Annotated in this window: 19 protein-coding genes; all 19 read left to right on the forward strand. The window is 66.3% G+C overall.

The window, feature by feature from the left end; all coding sequences use genetic code 11:
• The first annotated feature begins 7 nt into the window (after positions 1–7).
• Entirely contained in the window at positions 8–547 is a 540-nt protein-coding gene (locus tag KHP60_RS09720) for a hypothetical protein (protein WP_213563697.1), read from the forward strand.
• The gene (locus KHP60_RS09725; protein ID WP_213563698.1) at positions 547–1,014 is read left to right on the forward strand and encodes a hypothetical protein; all 468 of its coding nucleotides are present in this window, start codon (positions 547–549) and stop codon (positions 1,012–1,014) included. The genes KHP60_RS09720 and KHP60_RS09725 overlap by 1 nt, the downstream gene beginning before the upstream one ends.
• The gene (locus KHP60_RS09730) at positions 1,011–3,233 is read left to right on the forward strand and encodes an AAA family ATPase (RefSeq protein WP_213563699.1); all 2,223 of its coding nucleotides are present in this window, start codon (positions 1,011–1,013) and stop codon (positions 3,231–3,233) included. Before KHP60_RS09725 ends, KHP60_RS09730 begins: the two co-directional genes overlap by 4 nt.
• Positions 3,234–3,316: 83 nt before the next feature.
• Positions 3,317–4,486: a DUF3800 domain-containing protein gene (locus tag KHP60_RS09735; protein ID WP_213563700.1), complete on the forward strand. Its 1,170-nt coding sequence runs from the start codon at positions 3,317–3,319 to the stop codon at positions 4,484–4,486.
• Positions 4,487–4,573: 87 nt separating this feature from the next.
• A complete protein-coding gene (locus KHP60_RS09740; protein WP_213563701.1) occupies positions 4,574–5,344 on the forward strand; it encodes a hypothetical protein in 771 nt (256 codons plus the stop codon).
• Between the two features lie 44 nt (positions 5,345–5,388).
• Positions 5,389–5,697 carry a cation transporter gene (locus tag KHP60_RS09745; protein WP_311924797.1) on the forward strand — a complete coding sequence of 103 codons (309 nt, stop codon included), beginning with the start codon at positions 5,389–5,391 and terminating at the stop codon, positions 5,695–5,697.
• A 46-nt stretch (positions 5,698–5,743) separates the two neighbouring features.
• A complete protein-coding gene (locus KHP60_RS09750; protein WP_213563702.1) occupies positions 5,744–5,974 on the forward strand; it encodes a heavy-metal-associated domain-containing protein in 231 nt (76 codons plus the stop codon).
• 11 nt (positions 5,975–5,985) lie between these two features.
• Positions 5,986–6,471, forward strand: coding sequence for a plastocyanin/azurin family copper-binding protein (locus KHP60_RS09755; RefSeq protein ID WP_213563703.1), 486 nt, complete (start codon positions 5,986–5,988; stop codon positions 6,469–6,471).
• A gap of 132 nt (positions 6,472–6,603) precedes the next feature.
• Complete coding sequence (locus tag KHP60_RS09760) at positions 6,604–7,068, forward strand: hypothetical protein (RefSeq protein WP_213563704.1); 465 nt, start codon at positions 6,604–6,606, stop codon at positions 7,066–7,068.
• Positions 7,069–7,132: 64 nt separating this feature from the next.
• Positions 7,133–8,854: an efflux RND transporter periplasmic adaptor subunit gene (locus KHP60_RS09765; protein ID WP_213563705.1), complete on the forward strand. Its 1,722-nt coding sequence runs from the start codon at positions 7,133–7,135 to the stop codon at positions 8,852–8,854.
• A 7-nt stretch (positions 8,855–8,861) separates the two neighbouring features.
• Entirely contained in the window at positions 8,862–11,987 is a 3,126-nt protein-coding gene (locus tag KHP60_RS09770; protein WP_213563706.1) for an efflux RND transporter permease subunit, read from the forward strand.
• A 23-nt stretch (positions 11,988–12,010) separates the two neighbouring features.
• Entirely contained in the window at positions 12,011–12,385 is a 375-nt protein-coding gene (locus KHP60_RS09775) for a hypothetical protein (protein ID WP_249688663.1), read from the forward strand.
• 26 nt (positions 12,386–12,411) lie between these two features.
• Entirely contained in the window at positions 12,412–12,849 is a 438-nt protein-coding gene (locus KHP60_RS09780; RefSeq protein ID WP_213563707.1) for a DUF305 domain-containing protein, read from the forward strand.
• A 116-nt stretch (positions 12,850–12,965) separates the two neighbouring features.
• Entirely contained in the window at positions 12,966–13,964 is a 999-nt protein-coding gene (gene dmeF / locus KHP60_RS09785; RefSeq protein ID WP_213563708.1) for a CDF family Co(II)/Ni(II) efflux transporter DmeF, read from the forward strand.
• A 23-nt stretch (positions 13,965–13,987) separates the two neighbouring features.
• Entirely contained in the window at positions 13,988–14,470 is a 483-nt protein-coding gene (locus KHP60_RS09790) for a DUF411 domain-containing protein (protein ID WP_213563709.1), read from the forward strand.
• A 103-nt stretch (positions 14,471–14,573) separates the two neighbouring features.
• Positions 14,574–14,948, forward strand: a complete 375-nt coding sequence (locus KHP60_RS09795; RefSeq protein ID WP_213563710.1) for a hypothetical protein — start codon at positions 14,574–14,576, stop codon at positions 14,946–14,948.
• Positions 14,949–15,102: 154 nt separating this feature from the next.
• Positions 15,103–15,459, forward strand: a complete 357-nt coding sequence (locus KHP60_RS09800) for a helix-turn-helix transcriptional regulator (protein ID WP_213563711.1) — start codon at positions 15,103–15,105, stop codon at positions 15,457–15,459.
• 56 nt (positions 15,460–15,515) lie between these two features.
• Entirely contained in the window at positions 15,516–15,941 is a 426-nt protein-coding gene (gene arsC, locus KHP60_RS09805) for an arsenate reductase (glutaredoxin) (protein ID WP_213563712.1), read from the forward strand.
• Positions 15,942–15,952: 11 nt separating this feature from the next.
• Positions 15,953–17,020 (forward strand): ACR3 family arsenite efflux transporter, encoded by a 1,068-nt coding sequence (gene arsB, locus KHP60_RS09810; RefSeq protein ID WP_213563713.1) that lies wholly within the window; start codon positions 15,953–15,955, stop codon positions 17,018–17,020.
• Positions 17,021–17,023: the final 3 nt, after the last annotated feature.

Raw genomic sequence — 17,023 nt, forward strand, 5'->3', positions numbered from 1 at the left:
GAGGACCATGACGACGAAGGACGCGCGGTCCACTGGACGCAAAGGGAACAGCGGCATCGCCAAACACGGAGAAGCGGCCGCTGCCGCAAAGGCCGACAGCACGCGCGCCGCGATCCTCAAGGCGATGCGCCAGATCGAGGCCGACATCGAAAGGTACGAAGGGATCTACCCCTACGCGAAGGGAGAGGTCACCGCCGCAGAGGTGCTGCGCCGCGCCAGACTGAGCTCGACCCTGCTGCAAAAGCCTCGTCATCGCGGGCTGCGGGACGAAGTGAAAGCCTGGGTCGACCGTGTGCAGATGAAGCTCCGCAAGGGCCTCAAGGTGGTGCGCCGCGCGGTCACCGAGCGCGCCGATGCCGCGAAGGACGAAGTGCGCCTGATCCGTCAGCGATGGGCCGAGGCCGAACTCGAATACATCGAGAACGCCAACAAGATCGATGAACTCACGAAGGAGTGCGCCCGCCTCGAAGCCGAGAACGCTCGCCTGAAAGCGGCCTTGGCTGGCGAGAACGTGCACCCGCTTGAGCGCAAGAAGGGAAGCAAGTGATGGCGCGAGAGTCTGTTGTGCCGTTGATCGTTTCCGTCCTTGAGCCCCACTTGGAGCGTCTGCACAGCGAGTGGCTGGCATCCGACGGGCTTAGGCCTTCACTGCCTGCGGTCGGGGAGAAGGTGAACGTCCGGCAACTCGTGCGTGACTTGGGCCAGGTGGACGAACGGGTCTTGCTGAGCCACGAGCAGCATTTCTATCGCAAGCCGGAGCTCATGCTCCTCGTCAACAAGGTCGCCGAGGAGCAGGGGCTAAGCCCCATCGGGTCACGCTCCCCGGACGAGGCCGACGATGCCGCCCGCCGACGGATCGGCAAGCTCTCTGGCGAAGCATCGGAGCTCCGGCAACTCCTCGCGGAGCGCGATGCGGCCATTGAGGCGCTCCGCCGCGACAATGCCGTCCTTCGCGAGCAGCTGCGGCTGCTGGAGGAGACAGGCATGGTCATGCGGCTCGGAGACGCCCGATGACCGTCATCAAGATCGAGCGTGTCCTGTCCAGCAAGCCTTATGGCGTGATCGTCGCCGGACGGACCCTTGATGCCCGGATCGTCGCGGAGGGGTGCAGCCTGAGGGTCAAGGCCGCCCGCACGATCATGCTCGGCGAGCCTGCCGTTGGCGAGACCTGGGATGTGGATGGCCACTTGGTGTCGACCAGGTGGGGGCCGCAGATCGACGCCACCCGCGCCAGCAGGTCGCTCCCCAGCGGTGTCCTGATCACCCGCTATTTGGCGGAGCAGGTGCCCGGCATCGGACCGTCACGCGCCGACCTCCTCTGGAAAACATACGGGACGGCCCTGCCGGAGGTGCTGGCCGCTGGCGACTTAGCCGCCATCGCGGCGATCATCGCGCCGGACCGGCCCGTCCTTGGGCCGCGGCTTGCCGCGACGTTGGTGCAGGCTTGGCGTGAAGCGGACACCGAGGCGCGCTTGGTCGCCTGGCTTCAGCAGCGTGGCGTCGACGACATGCGCGTCGCACGGCGCATCGCAGCGACGTTCGGGTTCGCATCCGTGGAGCGTCTGGAAAGGAACCCTTGGTGCCTGGTGACCCTGCTGCCGTGGGAAAAGGTGGATGACCTGGGGCTGCGGCTGATGCGGGAGGCTGGCGCGACAGCCCCGGACGACCAGCCCAACCGGCTGGTGGGCGCTGTCGACGCCGTCATCAAGGACCTGATCGCGACCGGCGCCACGGCCATGGAGGATCACGACCTGCGTGTTCGGCTGGCCGGCAAGCTCAAGGTCGGGCAAGGCCACCCTCGCCTCTTGGCAGCCCTGTATTGCGGGGTTCGCAATGGCGCCATCCTCGGCGGCGACGGCGGGACGTGGCGGGCTCCGGGTTGCGCCGCTATGGAGGAGGCGGTCGCCAGCCGCCTCAGAGCCATGGCGGAACGCCCTGACCTCCGCCCTCGGGACATCGGACCGTTCGACTTCGCGTCCGCCCTGCAGCACTACGAGACCGTCAATGGAAGGCTCCATCCAGAGCAGCGGGCCGCCGTACTCAAGGTGCTCGCAAGCCCGTTCGCGTGCTTGCAGGGCGGGGCTGGCGTCGGCAAGACACACACCACCAAGGCCATCTGCGCTCTGTGGGAGGCTGCGGGCGGAGACGTCCTATTGGCTGCGCTGGCCGGCAAGGCGGCGCTCCGCCTGTCCCGCTCGACCGGACGCCTCGCCCGAACGCTCTTCCGGACACTGCGGGAACTCGAAGAACGCGGTGCCATCACGACCCGGCTGGCGAGGGGCTTGGTCGAGCCGGACGAGCGCCCGAGGCTTGAGTCACAGCTCAAGAGCTTGGCACACATCTCGCCACGATCCTTGGTGCTCGTCGATGAAGCCTCCATGGTCGATCTGGCAACGATCCATGCGCTCCAACGATTTATGCCCGCGGGAGCCCGCCTGCTCCTGGTGGGTGACGAATGCCAGCTCCCTCCAGTGGGCTTCGGCCTGACATTCCACAAGCTCGTCGACGACCCCCGGATCACGGCCCGCCTGACCGTCGTCCACCGCCAAACAGATGACAGCGGCATCCCCGCCGTCGCCGGAAGTCTGCGCGCCCGTGAGATGCCACTCCTGGAGCCATACAGGGGCATCGGGACCGGCGTGAGCCTCGTCCCGGCGAACGGAGCTGCCGAGATCGCTGACCGGCTCATCGGGGCCTACCTGGACCTTGCCGGTGAGGATGTCCTCGTGGTGGCTCCCACCAACGAAGGCCCGTCCGGGGTCCGGGTCCTCAACCGGCGCCTGCACGACCTCCATCTGCTTGCGAATGACGGGATAGAGATCCGTGGCGCCCTGGGCGAACTGTTCTCGGTCGGTGATCCCGTCGTGCATCGCCGCAACGATTACAAGCGGGGCCTGTTCAATGGCAGCATGGGCCAGGTCATCGCCGTTGATGTAGCCGACGGGAGCCTGATTGCGGTGTTTGACGGTGAGGAGCACACCTTCGAGCGGGACGAGCTGATCGATCTCGCGCTCGGTTACGCCCTCACCTGCCATCGGGCGCAGGGATCCCAGGCGGCGCGGGTGATCGTCGCTCTGACGCCATCCCGGCTCCTGGATCCCTCCTGGCTCTACACCTCGGTCACCCGGGCCGAGCGGCAGGCGGTTCTGCTCGGAGACACCCTTACACTCGCCGCAGCGCTGCGGCAGCCGTGGGCGTCGGAGAGCCGGAGGGTCGGATTTTCCTGGCCTTGACGGAACGCGTCGCAAAGGCGATGCCCAGCAGCACCACTTCAAGAGATCTGGGTCACACTGGATCCCTATACTTTGCTTGCGCGATGGCTGTCACATCTCCTCCCCGTCTGATCTCATGCGACGAAGCCGGATACACCGGCCCGAACCTTAGTAACCTCGACCAGCCGTATTTTGCGTACGCCGCGCATGATCTAACGGTCGAGGAAGCCACCACATTGATTGCGGACATCCGGCGGCGCCACCCTATTCAAGCGCCGGAACTCAAAGCATCTTCGCTCCGCCGCCGGGACAATTGGCCTGTGATCGCCGAGCAGGTTCTTGACGCCCTTGAGGGACGCTTGCTCGTGACAGTGTTCGATAAGCAACTCGCGCTCGCGGGAAAAGCCTATGAGTATTTGATCGAGCCCGTCGTTGAGGACAACAGCGCCCTGTTCTACAGGCACAATCTGCAACGCCTTGTCGCCAATGCCGTTCATCGGACAATCGTGCGAGCCAACGATACCGCCGAGACCGTCGGGGCGGAGTTGGAAAAATTCATGAGGTCGTTCGACCCTGCGGATGCACCGCACCTGTTTGATGCCGCTCCAGACTTGCCCACTGAAGCCGCGGTCCTTAGGCAACTCCTGCGCATCGCCCGCGGTTACCGGGAGCGCATTGCCGACCGAACAGGGCATCTTCGTGAAGAGGGGAAGTGGGTCCTCGACCTGACATTCACCGCGCTTTCCTCCCTCCTTCAAGGAGGTTTCGGGCTACGGCACGAGCGTGTGGAGGTGCTGTGCGACGAGTCTAAGCCCCTTCTCGCAATGGCACCGTTCTTCGAGAGCTGGGTCGGGCGAACTGAGAAGGTCCGGCTTCATGCAGGGGACAGGATAATCGAAGTGCGCCTCAACCTTGCCCAACCCCTCACGTTCGGTCGCTCCACCGATCATCCGACCTTGCAGATCGCTGACCTTGCAGCCGGGATAGCAGCGGCGGTTCATCGCACACCGAATGATCCCGCGCTGGCATCGGTCATTCCTCGCGTCACGCGCCACCTCGATCCCAACCACATTCTTCCCCGCGATGACGTGATCGACCCTGCAAACCCACTGGTCCGCGCAAACCTTGTGGTCCTCCAGCACCTTGCGGGACGGGCGGAGCTTCATCAGGATCCACTTGAAGGCATGGCGGAGGTTTATGCTCGGGCTCTGAAGCGGGCCATGCACCCAGCGGGGCGACTGAAGATCCAGCGGCGAGAAAGAAGAAAACAATAATTCCAGTCCAAGCTGGTGAGGGCGGCATCACAGCAGATTTGCGTCCATCGTAGGATCAATGAACACCCGTCGCTGTGGATGGCTCCTATGAGTTCCTTGTGGAGAAGAGATTTGGTATCGGCCCGAGCGAAGTTCACGGAAAACAGCGGTGATGGACCCGGTTACATCTACATCGCGGAAAGTTGGAAGCTCTCGAAGAAAAAAGACTTCTTGGTTTGGAAGTACGGGTTCACACACAAGCCAAATGTGCGCACCGAGTTCTTCGAAAAGAAAGGGTACGCCGGCACCTTCGATTGGAAGATCCTCTTCAAGATCCCTGTCCCTAATATGGGAAGCGCAGAAGCCGAAATTGAGAAAATCATAGACGAGACGGACTGCTCAATTGCGGATGGCAACGCCTACGAACTTTTCAGCCCTGCCCTCCTCTACCAGGCCGGCGAGACGTTCGACAGATTGTCGGAGCGGCTTCGGCGTGAGTACGGCGACAGGCCAGCCGTAAACCTGCTCATAAATGCGCTCCAAGCCTTGGGCCCGATCCACCCGCAGGAGACCCACGACCGCTCCGCACTCCAAATCGAGAAGGTCCGCAGGAGACGGTATTCACGCCCAATCTCCGACGCCGACTCTGAGATCATGGCATCGGAGGAAGAAGAGGTCCGCGCAATGACGGAGGAGGCAAAGCAGCACTACGAAATCGTAGATCCCGAGGCCACCCCTGTGTTCGACAGGGGGGGCCGATTGGTGCGCACTCTCGACACGGACGATGCCCACTCACTTCTTCATGCCCGGGAGGAAGGCCATTACCCCGATGATCGGAATGATGACCTGCACAATTGGAATGTCCGCCTGAAGCCTTGAGAACTTCGCTTGAAAATTGCGCTTGACCTTCCAATGATGGGAAGGTGCACCGTCTGCCCATCGTCAACGCCAACCGGAGTTTTCCCATGTGCGGATGCAGCACCCACCAGGCCCAGTCGGACACCACCGCAAAGCGCGATCCGAACGCCATGACCCTCAAGGTCGAGGACATGACTTGCGGGCACTGCGCCAGCACGATCACCAAGGCGGTCGAGGCCGGCCTGCCCGGTGCCCGGGTCCAGGCCGATCCGGCAACGAAGATCGTCTCGGTCCGTGGCACCCGCGACCTTGCCAAGGTCAAGGCCCTGATCGTCGGCGCCGGCTACACCCCGACCGTTCCGGCGCTCGGATAGGCGCCGGCGGGATCCCGAAACACGGACCAAGACAAGGATCCGGACCATGCACCGCTACCAGGCCGACAACCTCCTCCACATCCCGAAGATGATGTGCGACCGCTGCGTCGCCGCCCTGACCAGCGCCCTGCATAAGCTCGATGGGGTCGCTCGCGTCGAGGCCGACCTGATGGCGCGGACGGTTCGGGTCGTCTCTCGGCACTACCAATCAGCACTCCTGCGGACCCTGCGCGAGGCCGGCTTCCCCGCCGAACCCGTGCTGCAGCCTCTTGGATAATGGAGATCGTCATGCAGGCTCTTCCAAGGATCCTGGCGGCCATGGGGTTGGCCCTTGCGCCGACTTCGGGGGCCTGGGCCGACCAGGGCCATGCCGGCCATGACCACACCGCGGAGGTGGCCTACGGGCGCCCCGGAGATCCCGCCAAGGGCGGCCGCGTCATCCAGGTGGTCATGAAGGAGACCGACCGCGGCATGGCGTTCGCGCCGGAGCGCATCGAGGTCGCCAAGGGCGAGCAGGTCCAGTTCGTCCTGCGCAACGGCGGCGAGCTCGACCACGAGCTTGTCATTGGAACAGTCGAGGCGAACCGCCGGCACGCCGAGGAGATGGCGAGCCATTCGGACATGGCCCATGAGGATCCGAACGCCAAGCGCCTGGGGCCGAAGACCTCCGGCGTGCTGCGCTGGCAGTTCACCCAGGCCGGAACGTTCGAGTACGCCTGCCTGATCCCTGGCCACCGCGAAGCCGGTATGGTTGGAACGGTGGTGGTGCGATGAACGCCGGGTTGGCCATGGCGAACGAATCCGCCATACCAAGCCCTGGGCCCACAAAGGCCACAAAGACCCTAGAGGTAACGGTTTGGAAACCGGCTGCCCATCAGATCATTACCTGATGTCAGGAGCGAATCGTTGAACACCCTGTGGACCCACTTCCGTCGTCTCGTCGCGAGCCTGATGCTCGTGGCCATGGCGTCGTTCGTGCTCCATGGCGGCGCCATGGCAGGCATGCACCAGCATGGCCCAGGCTCGACGGAATGCGCGCCGGCTTCCCCGGCGCGGCACGTGCACCAGGCCGCAGTTCACGACCACTCCTCCGCACATGCCCACCAGGCCGCGCATGACCATGCGGATGGTGCCGCCCATCAGCACGCCGACACGGCTGTCGACACGGCCGATGCCGAGGATCCGGCCTCCGACGCCAAGCCCTCGCCCTGCTGCGCCAGCGTCTGCGCCATCGCCCTCACGGCCATTGCTTCCGACGCCATCTCGGCGCCGATGGGCATCGCGGTCGAACTCCTACCGGCATCGCAGAACGGCACCGGGATGAGCCTCGACGGCCTCAAGCGCCCGCCACGAACCCCCGGCATCGCGTAACCGAGCGACCGGCCCCGACGCCGCGTCGCTCCCGACGACGTGCTCATGATCCGGGGTCCTCCCAATGTTTATCCGTACCAACGGCGCCCTGCGCCGCATCCAGGCCATTCTGGTCGGCCTGGGTCTTCTGACCACCATCGCCGCCGCGGCGGTCGCCCACGAGGGGCACGACCACGGCGCCCCGCCGCCTGCCGCGGTCACCACCGGCAATCCGCGGGTCACCGCCCAGTCGGATGCCTACGAGCTCGTCGGGGTGCTGCGCGGTGACCGTCTCGGGATCTATCTCGACCGCTTCTCGTCGAACGAGCCCGTGACCGACGCCAAGATCGCGGTGACCGTCGGCGGCGACGAGGAAGCCCAGGCCGAGGCGGCTCCTGACGGCACCTACACGGTGCTGTCACCCAAGTTCGCGGGCGAAGGCCCGCTGGAGCTCATCTTCGCCGTCACGGCGCCAAGCGGCGACGACCTGCTGATCGGCACCCTCCAGCTGCCCGCCAAGGCAGTCGCCGCGGCTCCGGCCCCAGGGCGTGCCTCGCCGCTGCAGGTCCTGCAGAACACGCCGACCGTGCGGTTCGGCAGCATCGAGGTGGCCACGCCCTACGTGAGCGCCGGCGTCGCGCTCGCGCTCGGCTTCCTGCTCGGCCTGGTGGCCCGGAGCCGCAGGAAGCTGGTGCCCGTGGCGGGCCTGGCGCTCGTCCTGCTCGCCGTCTCGACGGCTTATGCCTTCGCCCATGAGGGGCATGACCACGGGGCCGACGCCGCCAAGGCCGCTCTCCCTGCGGGCGACACGCCGCGCCGCCTGCCGGACGGAACGGTGTTCGTGCCCAAGCCGAGCCAGCGCCTGCTCAACGTGCGGACCACCCTCACGAAGCCGGAGGAGGCGCAGAAGGCCGTGAGCCTGATCGGGCGCGTCATCGCCGACCCGAACCGCTCCGGCCTGGTGCAGAGCATCAACGGAGGGCGCATCATCGCTCCGGACAAGGGGCTCCCCCGCATCGGGCAAGCGGTCCGGAAGGGCGACGTGCTGGCCCTGGTCGAGCAGGCGGTGCCCCAGGCCGACCGCACCACCCTGTCCGAGCGCGTCGGCGAGATCGAGCAGGAGATCGCCGTCGCCGAGACCAAGCTCAAGCGCGTCCGCCAGCTCTCGGATCGCGGCGTCGCACCGCCGAGCCAGGTCACGGACGCCGAGATCGAGCTGGAGGGCCTGCGCCGCCGTCGCGAGATCGTGCGCCAGACCCGCATCGAGTCCGAGGTCCTGCGGGCACCCATCGACGGCACCATCGCCGCGGCGCGGGTCGTCGCCGGCCAGGTCGTCGCCTCCCAGGACGTGATCTTCCAGATTGTCGACCCGAAGGGGCTCTGGGTGGAGGCGCTCGTCTACGGCGAGATCGATCCCGCCAAGGTCACAGGCGCCAGCGCCACGGCCGTCGACGGCACGCCCCTGCAGCTCACCTTCCAGGGCTTCAGCAAGACGCTGCAGCAGCAGGCCACCGTGGTGCAGTTCGCCGTCGAGAACCCGCCGGGCAACCTGTCGGTCGGCTCGCCAGTCACTGTGTTTGCGCAGAACGGGGCCTCGGTCAGGGACATCATCATGCCCCGGGATGCGGTGGTGCGCGGCGCCAACGGCGAGGCGGTCGTCTGGCGCCACACGGATCCCGAGCGCTTCGAGGCGCGGCCGGTGCGGACCGAGCCCTTCGACGCCACCCGGCTCGTGATCCGGGCCGGCCTCAGTGAGGGCGAGCGGGTCGTGATCCGCGGCTCCGAGCTCATCAACCAGATCCGGTGACGCGGCGATGTTCAACTTTCTCGTCAGCAACAGCCTCAAGAACCGGCTCTTCGTCATCGCGGCGGCGCTCGTGCTCGTCGCCTACGGCTCGTGGATCCTGCCGCGGGTGCCGGTCGACGTGTTCCCGGACCTCAACCGTCCCACCGTCACCCTGATGACCGAGGCCGAGGGCCTCGCGCCACAGGAGGTGGAGCAGCTCGTCACCTACCCGCTGGAGACCGCGATGAACGGCATGCCGGGCGTGACCCGGGTGCGCTCGGTGTCCGGCGTCGGCCTGTCCATCGTCTATGTCGAGTTCGACTGGAGCACCGACATCTATCGCTCGCGTCAGCTCGTGGCCGAGCGCCTGGCGCTCGTGGGCGAGCAGCTCCCGACCGGCGTCACCCCGCAGATGGGGCCGGTGACCTCGATCATGGGCGAGATCATGCTGGTCGCGGTCACCAGCGACACCGTCTCGCCGATGGAGGTGCGCGAGATCGCCGACTTCATCATCCGGCCGCAGCTCCTCACCATCGCGGGCGTCGCCCAGGTAATCCCCATCGGCGGCGAGGTCCGCCAGTACCGGATCGTGCCGAACATCGCGGCCCTGCAGGCGCTCGACGTCACCCACGAGCAGATCGAGGCCGCGGTCACACGCTTCGGCACCAACACCGGCGGCGGCTTCGTCGACCAGCACGGGCGGGAATACCTCATCCGCAACGTGGGCGTCACCAAGCGGCTGGAGGACCTTCGCAACACGGTCGTGGTCCACAAGCAGGGCCAGCCGGTCTTCCTGCACCAGGTGGCCCAGGTCGACTTCGCCCCGCGCGTGAAGCGCGGCGACGCCGGCTTCCAGGGCAAGCCCGCGGTGATCGTGTCGATCCAGAAGCAGCCGGGCGCCGACACGGTCGACCTCACGGGCAAGATCGAGGCCGCACTGGCCGAGATCCAGAAGACGCTGCCGCAGGGCGTGTCGGCCACCAACCTGCAGTTCCGGCAGGCGACCTTCATCGAGACCTCGGTCGACAACGTGAAGCGCGTGCTGCTGGAGGCGGCCGCCGTCGTCGCCATCATCCTGATCCTGTTCCTGATGAACGTGCGGGCGACCGTGATCTCGCTCACCGCGATCCCGATCTCGATCCTGGTGACCGTGCTGGTCTTCAACGGCTTCGATCTCACCATCAACACGATGACGCTCGGCGGCCTCGCCATCGCCATCGGCGAGCTCGTCGACGACGCCGTGGTCGATGTCGAGAACATCCTGCGTCGCCTCAAGGAGAACCGGGAACTCCCAGAGCCGCGGCCGGTGCTGGAGGTGATCGCGGCCGCAAGTCAGGAGGTTCGCTCGGGCATCGTCTACGCGACGATGATCATCATCCTGGTGTTCATCCCGCTCTTCGCGCTGTCCGGCATCGAGGGGCGCCTCTTCGCGCCGCTCGGCGTGGCCTACATCGTCTCGATCCTGGCCTCGCTCGTCACCTCGATCACCGTGACGCCGGTGCTGGCCTACTACCTGCTGTCCGGGCGGGTGAAGGGCCATGAGCACGACAGCTTCGTGGTCCGGCACCTCAAGCGCGGCAACGCGGCCCTGCTGCGCTGGGCGTTCGCCCACCGAGGGTTCCTGTTCACCACCATCCTGCTGGGCGTCGGCCTGGCGGCCTACGGGGCGACGTTGCTGCCGCGGGCCTTCCTGCCGCCGTTCAACGAGGGCACGCTCACCATCAGCCTCGCCTACAACCCGGGTATCGCGCTGGCCGAGAGCCACCGCCTCGGGCTGGTTGCCGAGAACCTGATCAAGGACGTACCGGAGGTGATCTCGGTCGGACGCCGCACCGGCCGCGCCGAGCTCGACGAGCACGCCGAGGGCGTCCACTCCTCCGAGATCGATGTCGACCTGAAGCGGTCGGAGCGCTCGAAGGAGGAGGTGATGGGCGACATCCGCGCCCGTCTGGCCGTCCTGCCCGCGACGCTCAACGTGGGCCAGCCGATCTCGCACCGCCTCGACCACATGCTCTCAGGGGTGCGCGCCGAGATCGCGCTCAAGATCTACGGCGAGGACATCGACACGCTGCGCACCCTGGCGGAAGGCCTGCGCGAGCGCCTGTCCGGCGTGGAAGGGCTGGTCGATCTCCAGGTCGAGAAGCAAGTGCGCATCCCGCAGCTGCGCATCGACGTCGACTACGAGAAGGCCGCCCTCTACGGCCTCACGCCGGCGACCGTGACGCAAGGTCTGGAGACGATGTCGAACGGTCGCACGGTGTCGCAGATCGTGGAGGGCAACCGCCGCTTCGACGTGGTGATGCGCCTGTCCGACCAAGACCGCTCCACCACCGGCCTTGGCGACCTGCTCATCGCCACGCCGACGGGCCACGTGCCGCTGCGCATGATCGCGACGGTCCAGGAGACGGACGGTCCGAACCAGGTGCTGCGCGAGAACGGCCAGCGGCGGATCGCGGTCCTCGGCAACACCGACGGCAGGCGCGACATGGCGGCGATCATCGCCGACATCCGCCGCATCACCGGGGAGACGCAGTGGCCGCAGGGCTACGTCACCCGCCTGGAGGGCACCTTCCAGGCGCAGGAGGAGGCGACGCTGCGGATCGGGGCGCTCTCGCTCCTGTCGCTCGCGATGGTGTTCGTGGTGCTCTACAGCCGCTACCAGTCGCCGGCCTTGGCGCTGATCATCATGGGCAACATCCCGCTGGCGCTCATCGGCAGCGTGATCGCGCTCAACATCGCCGGGCAACCGCTCTCGGTCGCCTCGATGATCGGCTTCATCACGCTGGCTGGCATCTCGGCCCGCAACGGCATCCTGAAGGTCTCGCACTACATCAACCTCGCGCTCTACGAGGGCGAGCAGTTCGGCAAGGACCTGGTGATCCGCGGCAGCCTGGAGCGGCTGACCCCGGTGCTGATGACGGCCCTGTCGGCCGGCCTCGCGCTCATCCCGCTCCTGATCGGGGCGGACGAGCCCGGGCGCGAGATCCTGCACCCGGTGGCGGTGACGATCTTCGGCGGGCTGATCTCGGCGACGCTGATCGACACCTTCCTCACCCCGGTCCTGTTCCTGACCTTCGGCCGGAAGCCGCTGGAGCGCATCCAGGCCAGCCGCGAGGGTCGCGCCGACGGCCTCACCCCGGCGGAAGCCTTCTGATCCCAGACACAAGGAGAACCACCATGAAGCATCTCATCCTCGCCCTCGTCATCGCAGCAGCTCCCTTTGGGGCCACCGCCCACGAGATGGCCAAGGGCCCGAACGGCGGCCCCGTCGTCGACAGCGCCGGCCACCACGTCGAGATGGTCGCCAAGGGTTCCGAGCTCGTCCTGTTCCTCACCGAGGCCGACGACAAGCCGCTGGCGTCCGCGGGCACGAAGAACGCCCGCGCCATCGTGCAGGACGGCGGCAAGACAGCGACCGTCCAGCTCCAGCCGGCCGAGCCTAACAAGCTCGTGGGCGCCCTGGCGCAGCCGCTCGGATCGGGAGCCCGCGTGGTCGTCTCGGCCACCATGGCCGACGGTCATGCCGTCCAGGCCCGCTTCGTCAACAACTGATCCCCCTCACGCCAAGGAGAAAAACGATGAAGACCATCACGAAGACCATCGCCGCTCTCGCGATCACCGCCGTTGCCGGCGTGGCGTACGCTCAGACCTCGCACCAGGGCCATGGCAGCATGCCGATGTCCGGCGCCATGCCCATGGGGAACATGGACCCGGCAGCGATGCAGAAGATGATGCAGGACATGATGCCGTCGCCGAACGACCCGGCCTCGACCAAGGACTTCAAGGCGGCGGACATGAAGATGATGCACAACATGCACGTGCCCTACACCGGCAACCCGGACGTGGACTTCCGCACCCACATGATCCCGCATCACCAGGGCGCCGTCGAGATGGCGAAGGTCGCTCTCAAGCACGCCAAGGATCCCGAGACGAAGCGGATGGCCCAGAAGATCATCGACGATCAGGAGAAGGAGATCGCCGAGATGCAGGATTGGCTCAAGAAGAACGGAAAGTAGCGGTCGCGCCGGCCGGCAGCGAGTGGTTGCCCTTCTTCGTGCCTGGAGCGGCCATCGGCCGCTTCCGGGCATGACCCGTATGGCCCATGTAGATCAGGACAAGCGAAAGCAATCCGATGCACCTTCATACCCTGCACCACTGGCAGCACGAGCACGTCTTCCTTGGGGAGGATCACGACCGTCACGAGCGGCGCACCTGGCTGGTGGTCGGGCTGACGGCGGCCATGATGGTGGCCGAGATCATCGCCGGGACGATCTTCGGGTCCATGGCGCTCGTCGCCGACGGCTGGCACATGTCGACCCATGCCGCAGCGCTCGCCATTGCGGCGCTGGCGTACCGCTTCGCCCGCAGGCACGCCCATGATCCCCGCTTCTCATTCGGGACGGGCAAGGTCGGCGAACTCGCAGCGTTCTCCAGCGCAATCATTCTGGCCCTGATTGCCCTGCTGATCGGCTACGAGAGCCTCGTGCGCCTGATGGCGCCGGTGCCGATCCAGTTCGGCGAAGCGACGGTGGTGGCGGTGATCGGGCTTGCCGTGAACCTCGCCAGTGCCTGGCTGCTGGCCGGAGACCATCACCATCATGGGCATCATCACCATGATCACGGACATCATCATGCCCATGAGGACCACCATCATCATGGTCATGCGCATGGGGATCACCATCATGGCGCCGACACGAACATCCGCGCCGCCTACCTGCACGTCCTAGCCGACGCCCTGACCTCGGTCCTCGCCATCGTGGCGCTGCTCGCCGGCCGCTTCTACGGCTGGAGCTGGCTCGATCCCGTGATGGGCGTGGTGGGAGCCCTCGTCATCGCGCAGTGGTCATGGGGATTGATCCGGACGGCTGGGGCCACCCTCCTCGATGCGGTTCCCGACCAGACGCTTGCCCGGTCGGTGCGCAAGCGCATCGAGGTCGGGGAAGACCGCGTGACGGACCTCCATCTCTGGCGCCTGGGTCCCGGCCATGCCGGCCTGATCGTCTCGGTCGTGTCGGACGCCCCTCAGCCACCCGACGTCTACAAGCAGCGGCTCTCCGGCATCGAAGGCCTGTCCCATGTCACCGTCGAGGTGCATGCTTGTCCCAATCACCCGCAGCGCAAGGCGGCCTGATTGGCTGCCGAAAAGGCGATCCGATGAACACCATGAACATGACCCGGCGCAGTCTCGTCACCGGCCTGGCGGCCGGCGCCCTGCTGGTATACTCCCATCCCGTGCGAGCGCAGGCTCTTCCCAAGATCGTCGTCAGCAAGGACCCGACCTGCGGCTGCTGCACAGGCTGGGTCGAGCACCTGCGCCAGGCGGGCTTCTCGGCCGAGGTGATTGAGACACCGGAAATCAATCGGGTGAAGGTGCGCCTGGGTGTGCCCCAGGACCTGGCCTCCTGCCACACCGCCGAGATCGGCGGCTATGTGATCGAGGGACACGTGCCGGCCGACGCGATCAGGCGCCTCCTCGCCGAGAAGCCGACTGGCAAGGGCCTCGCCGTCGCCGGCATGCCGATGGGTTCGCCCGGCATGGAGATGGAGGGCATGGCGCCGGAGACCTACGAGGTCGTCCTGTTCGGGCCGTCGGGCCAGACGACCTTCGCGCGCTACGAAGGTGTGCGCCCCCTCTGACCGGCGCCGCACCACCCCAAGGCGTGATCGCTCACCACATTGCGAGTTGCCGAGACCCGCGAACGGCGCGAACCTCCCCTGGTCAGTTCCAGAGGAACACGCCATGAGAAAGCTCACCTTGGCCATCACCGTCGCGGCAGGGTTCGCCGCCACCCCCGTCCTCGCCTGCCCGATGCACCAGGCTGCGGCCCAGACCACGGGTTCGACCGCAACGGCCGGCCCCATGATGTGCGGCATGCCGACGACCACGGCCCAGGCCCAGCAACCGGGCCAGATGACCCAGCCTGCACAGCCGGGCCAGAACGCGGGGGGCATGTGCCCCTGCTGCCGGAACATGGCCATGATGCAGCCTCAGCCGCAGCAGCCGGGCGGCATGCAGGGTATGCCGGGGATGCGGAACATGCCCGGCATGCAGCAGGACGCGCCCGCGAGTCCTCCGGCACCGTCCCCGGCTCCGGAAACGCCCAAGCCGAACTGACCGCTCGCAGCGTCGACGCGCCCAGCCAGACTCGCGGAGTGCCAACATTCTGAGAGCTAACCTTCACGGCCGCCCTCCGACGGTGACGGCATGACCGCACGTGCCACTAGGCGCGCACTTGACCGAGCACTGATATTTCCATAAGTCTCGACATATGGAATCAGAAAACGTGATCCTTGCCCTTGCGGCTATTGCTCAGTCGACCCGCCTCGACGTGTTCCGCCTGCTGGTGACGCGCGAGCCGCACGGGCTGCCCGCCGGCGACATCGCCCGCGAGCTGGCGGTGCCCCACAACACCATGTCGAGCCATCTCGGCATCCTGTCGCGGGCTGGCCTGGTCCGGTCCGAGCGCCGCAGCCGCTCGATCATCTACCGCGCCGACCTCGCCCGGCTCCGCGAAGTGGTGACCTTCCTGCTCCAGGATTGCTGCGGTGGGCACCTGGACGTGTGCGCCCCTCTCCTCGACACCCTAGCGCCCTGCTGCCTCGCCAAGGAAGCCGCCGAGGGCTGACCAGCGCCGCCGCATCCCGCTCCCGAAGCCGCCCGCCTGAAACGAGGACATTCCCTATGGACGTCATCATCTACCACAACCCGGATTGCGGCACGTCCCGCAACACGCTGGCCATGATCCGCAACGCCGGGATCGAGCCGCACGTCGTCGAGTATTTGAAGACCCCGCCGGCCCGGCACCTGCTGAGGCAACTGATCGAGCGCATGGGTGTCCCGGTCCGCGATGTCATTCGTGATAAGGGCACGCCGTATAGGGAACTCGGTCTCGACGATCCGTCCCTGACCGATAATCAGTTGCTTGATGCCATGATGGCGCACCCGATCCTGATCAACCGACCCATCGTCGTGACCTCCAGGGGCGTGCGCCTGTGCCGCCCATCCGAGGCGGTTCTCGATCTCCTGCCGCCGCAGCAGGGCGACTTCATCAAGGAAGACGGTGAGCGCGTGGTCGACGAGCACGGACGCCGCGTGGCCACCGCCTGAAGGATTTCCCCATGTCCGTGTTCGAACGCTACCTGACCCTCTGGGTCGCCTTGTGCATCGTCGCCGGCATTGCCCTCGGCCATGTCTTCCCAGAGTTCTTCCATGCCATCGGTGCCTTTGAGATCGCCAAGGTCAACCTGCCTGTGGCAGCCCTGATCTGGCTGATGGTCATCCCGATGCTGATCAAGATCGACTTCGCCTCGCTCGGGCGGGTGCGCGAGCATTGGCGCGGGATCGGCGTGACCCTGTTTATCAACTGGGCCGTGAAGCCGTTCTCGATGGCGGCGCTCGGCTGGCTGTTCATCGGCTATGTCTTCAGGCCCTATCTGCCCGTCGACCAGATCAACTCCTATGTCGCAGGCCTGATCATCCTGGCGGCCGCGCCCTGCACGGCGATGGTATTTGTTTGGAGTCATCTGACCAAGGGCGAGCCCCACTTTACCCTGTCGCAGGTGGCCCTCAACGACGTGATCATGGTGGTGGCCTTCGCACCCATCGTCGGTCTCCTGCTCGGGCTCTCGGCGATTACGGTGCCGTGGGACACGCTCCTGCTCTCGGTCGTGCTTTACATCGTCATCCCGGTGATCCTGGCCCAGTTCCTGCGCTCGCGCCTCCTGGCGAATGGTGGCGAGGCGTCCCTGACCAGACTGCTACGTGTTTTGCAGCCGCTCTCGCTGGTGTCGCTCCTCGCCACGCTGGTGCTGCTGTTCGGCTTCCAGGGTGAGCAGATCCTGGCGCAGCCCTTGGTCATCGCCATGCTGGCGGTGCCAATCCTGATCCAGGTCTACTTCAATTCCGGCCTGGCCTACCTGCTCAACCGGATCGCAGGCGAGCAACACTGCGTCGCCGGCCCATCCGCCCTGATCGGCGCAAGCAACTTCTTCGAGCTGGCGGTGGCAGCCGCGATCAGCCTGTTCGGGTTCAACTCCGGCGCGGCGCTGGCGACCGTGGTCGGCGTGCTGATCGAGGTGCCGGTGATGCTGTCGGTCGTCTGGATCGTGAACCGCAGCCAAGGTTGGTACGAGCGCGGGGCCGGGCGTGCGGTGTCATCTGGACGGAGGGTGACGGCCGGGGAATGAGCT

The sequence above is a fragment of the Microvirga sp. 3-52 genome (genome assembly GCF_018383585.1).
Taxonomy (GTDB): Bacteria; Pseudomonadota; Alphaproteobacteria; order Rhizobiales; family Beijerinckiaceae; genus Microvirga.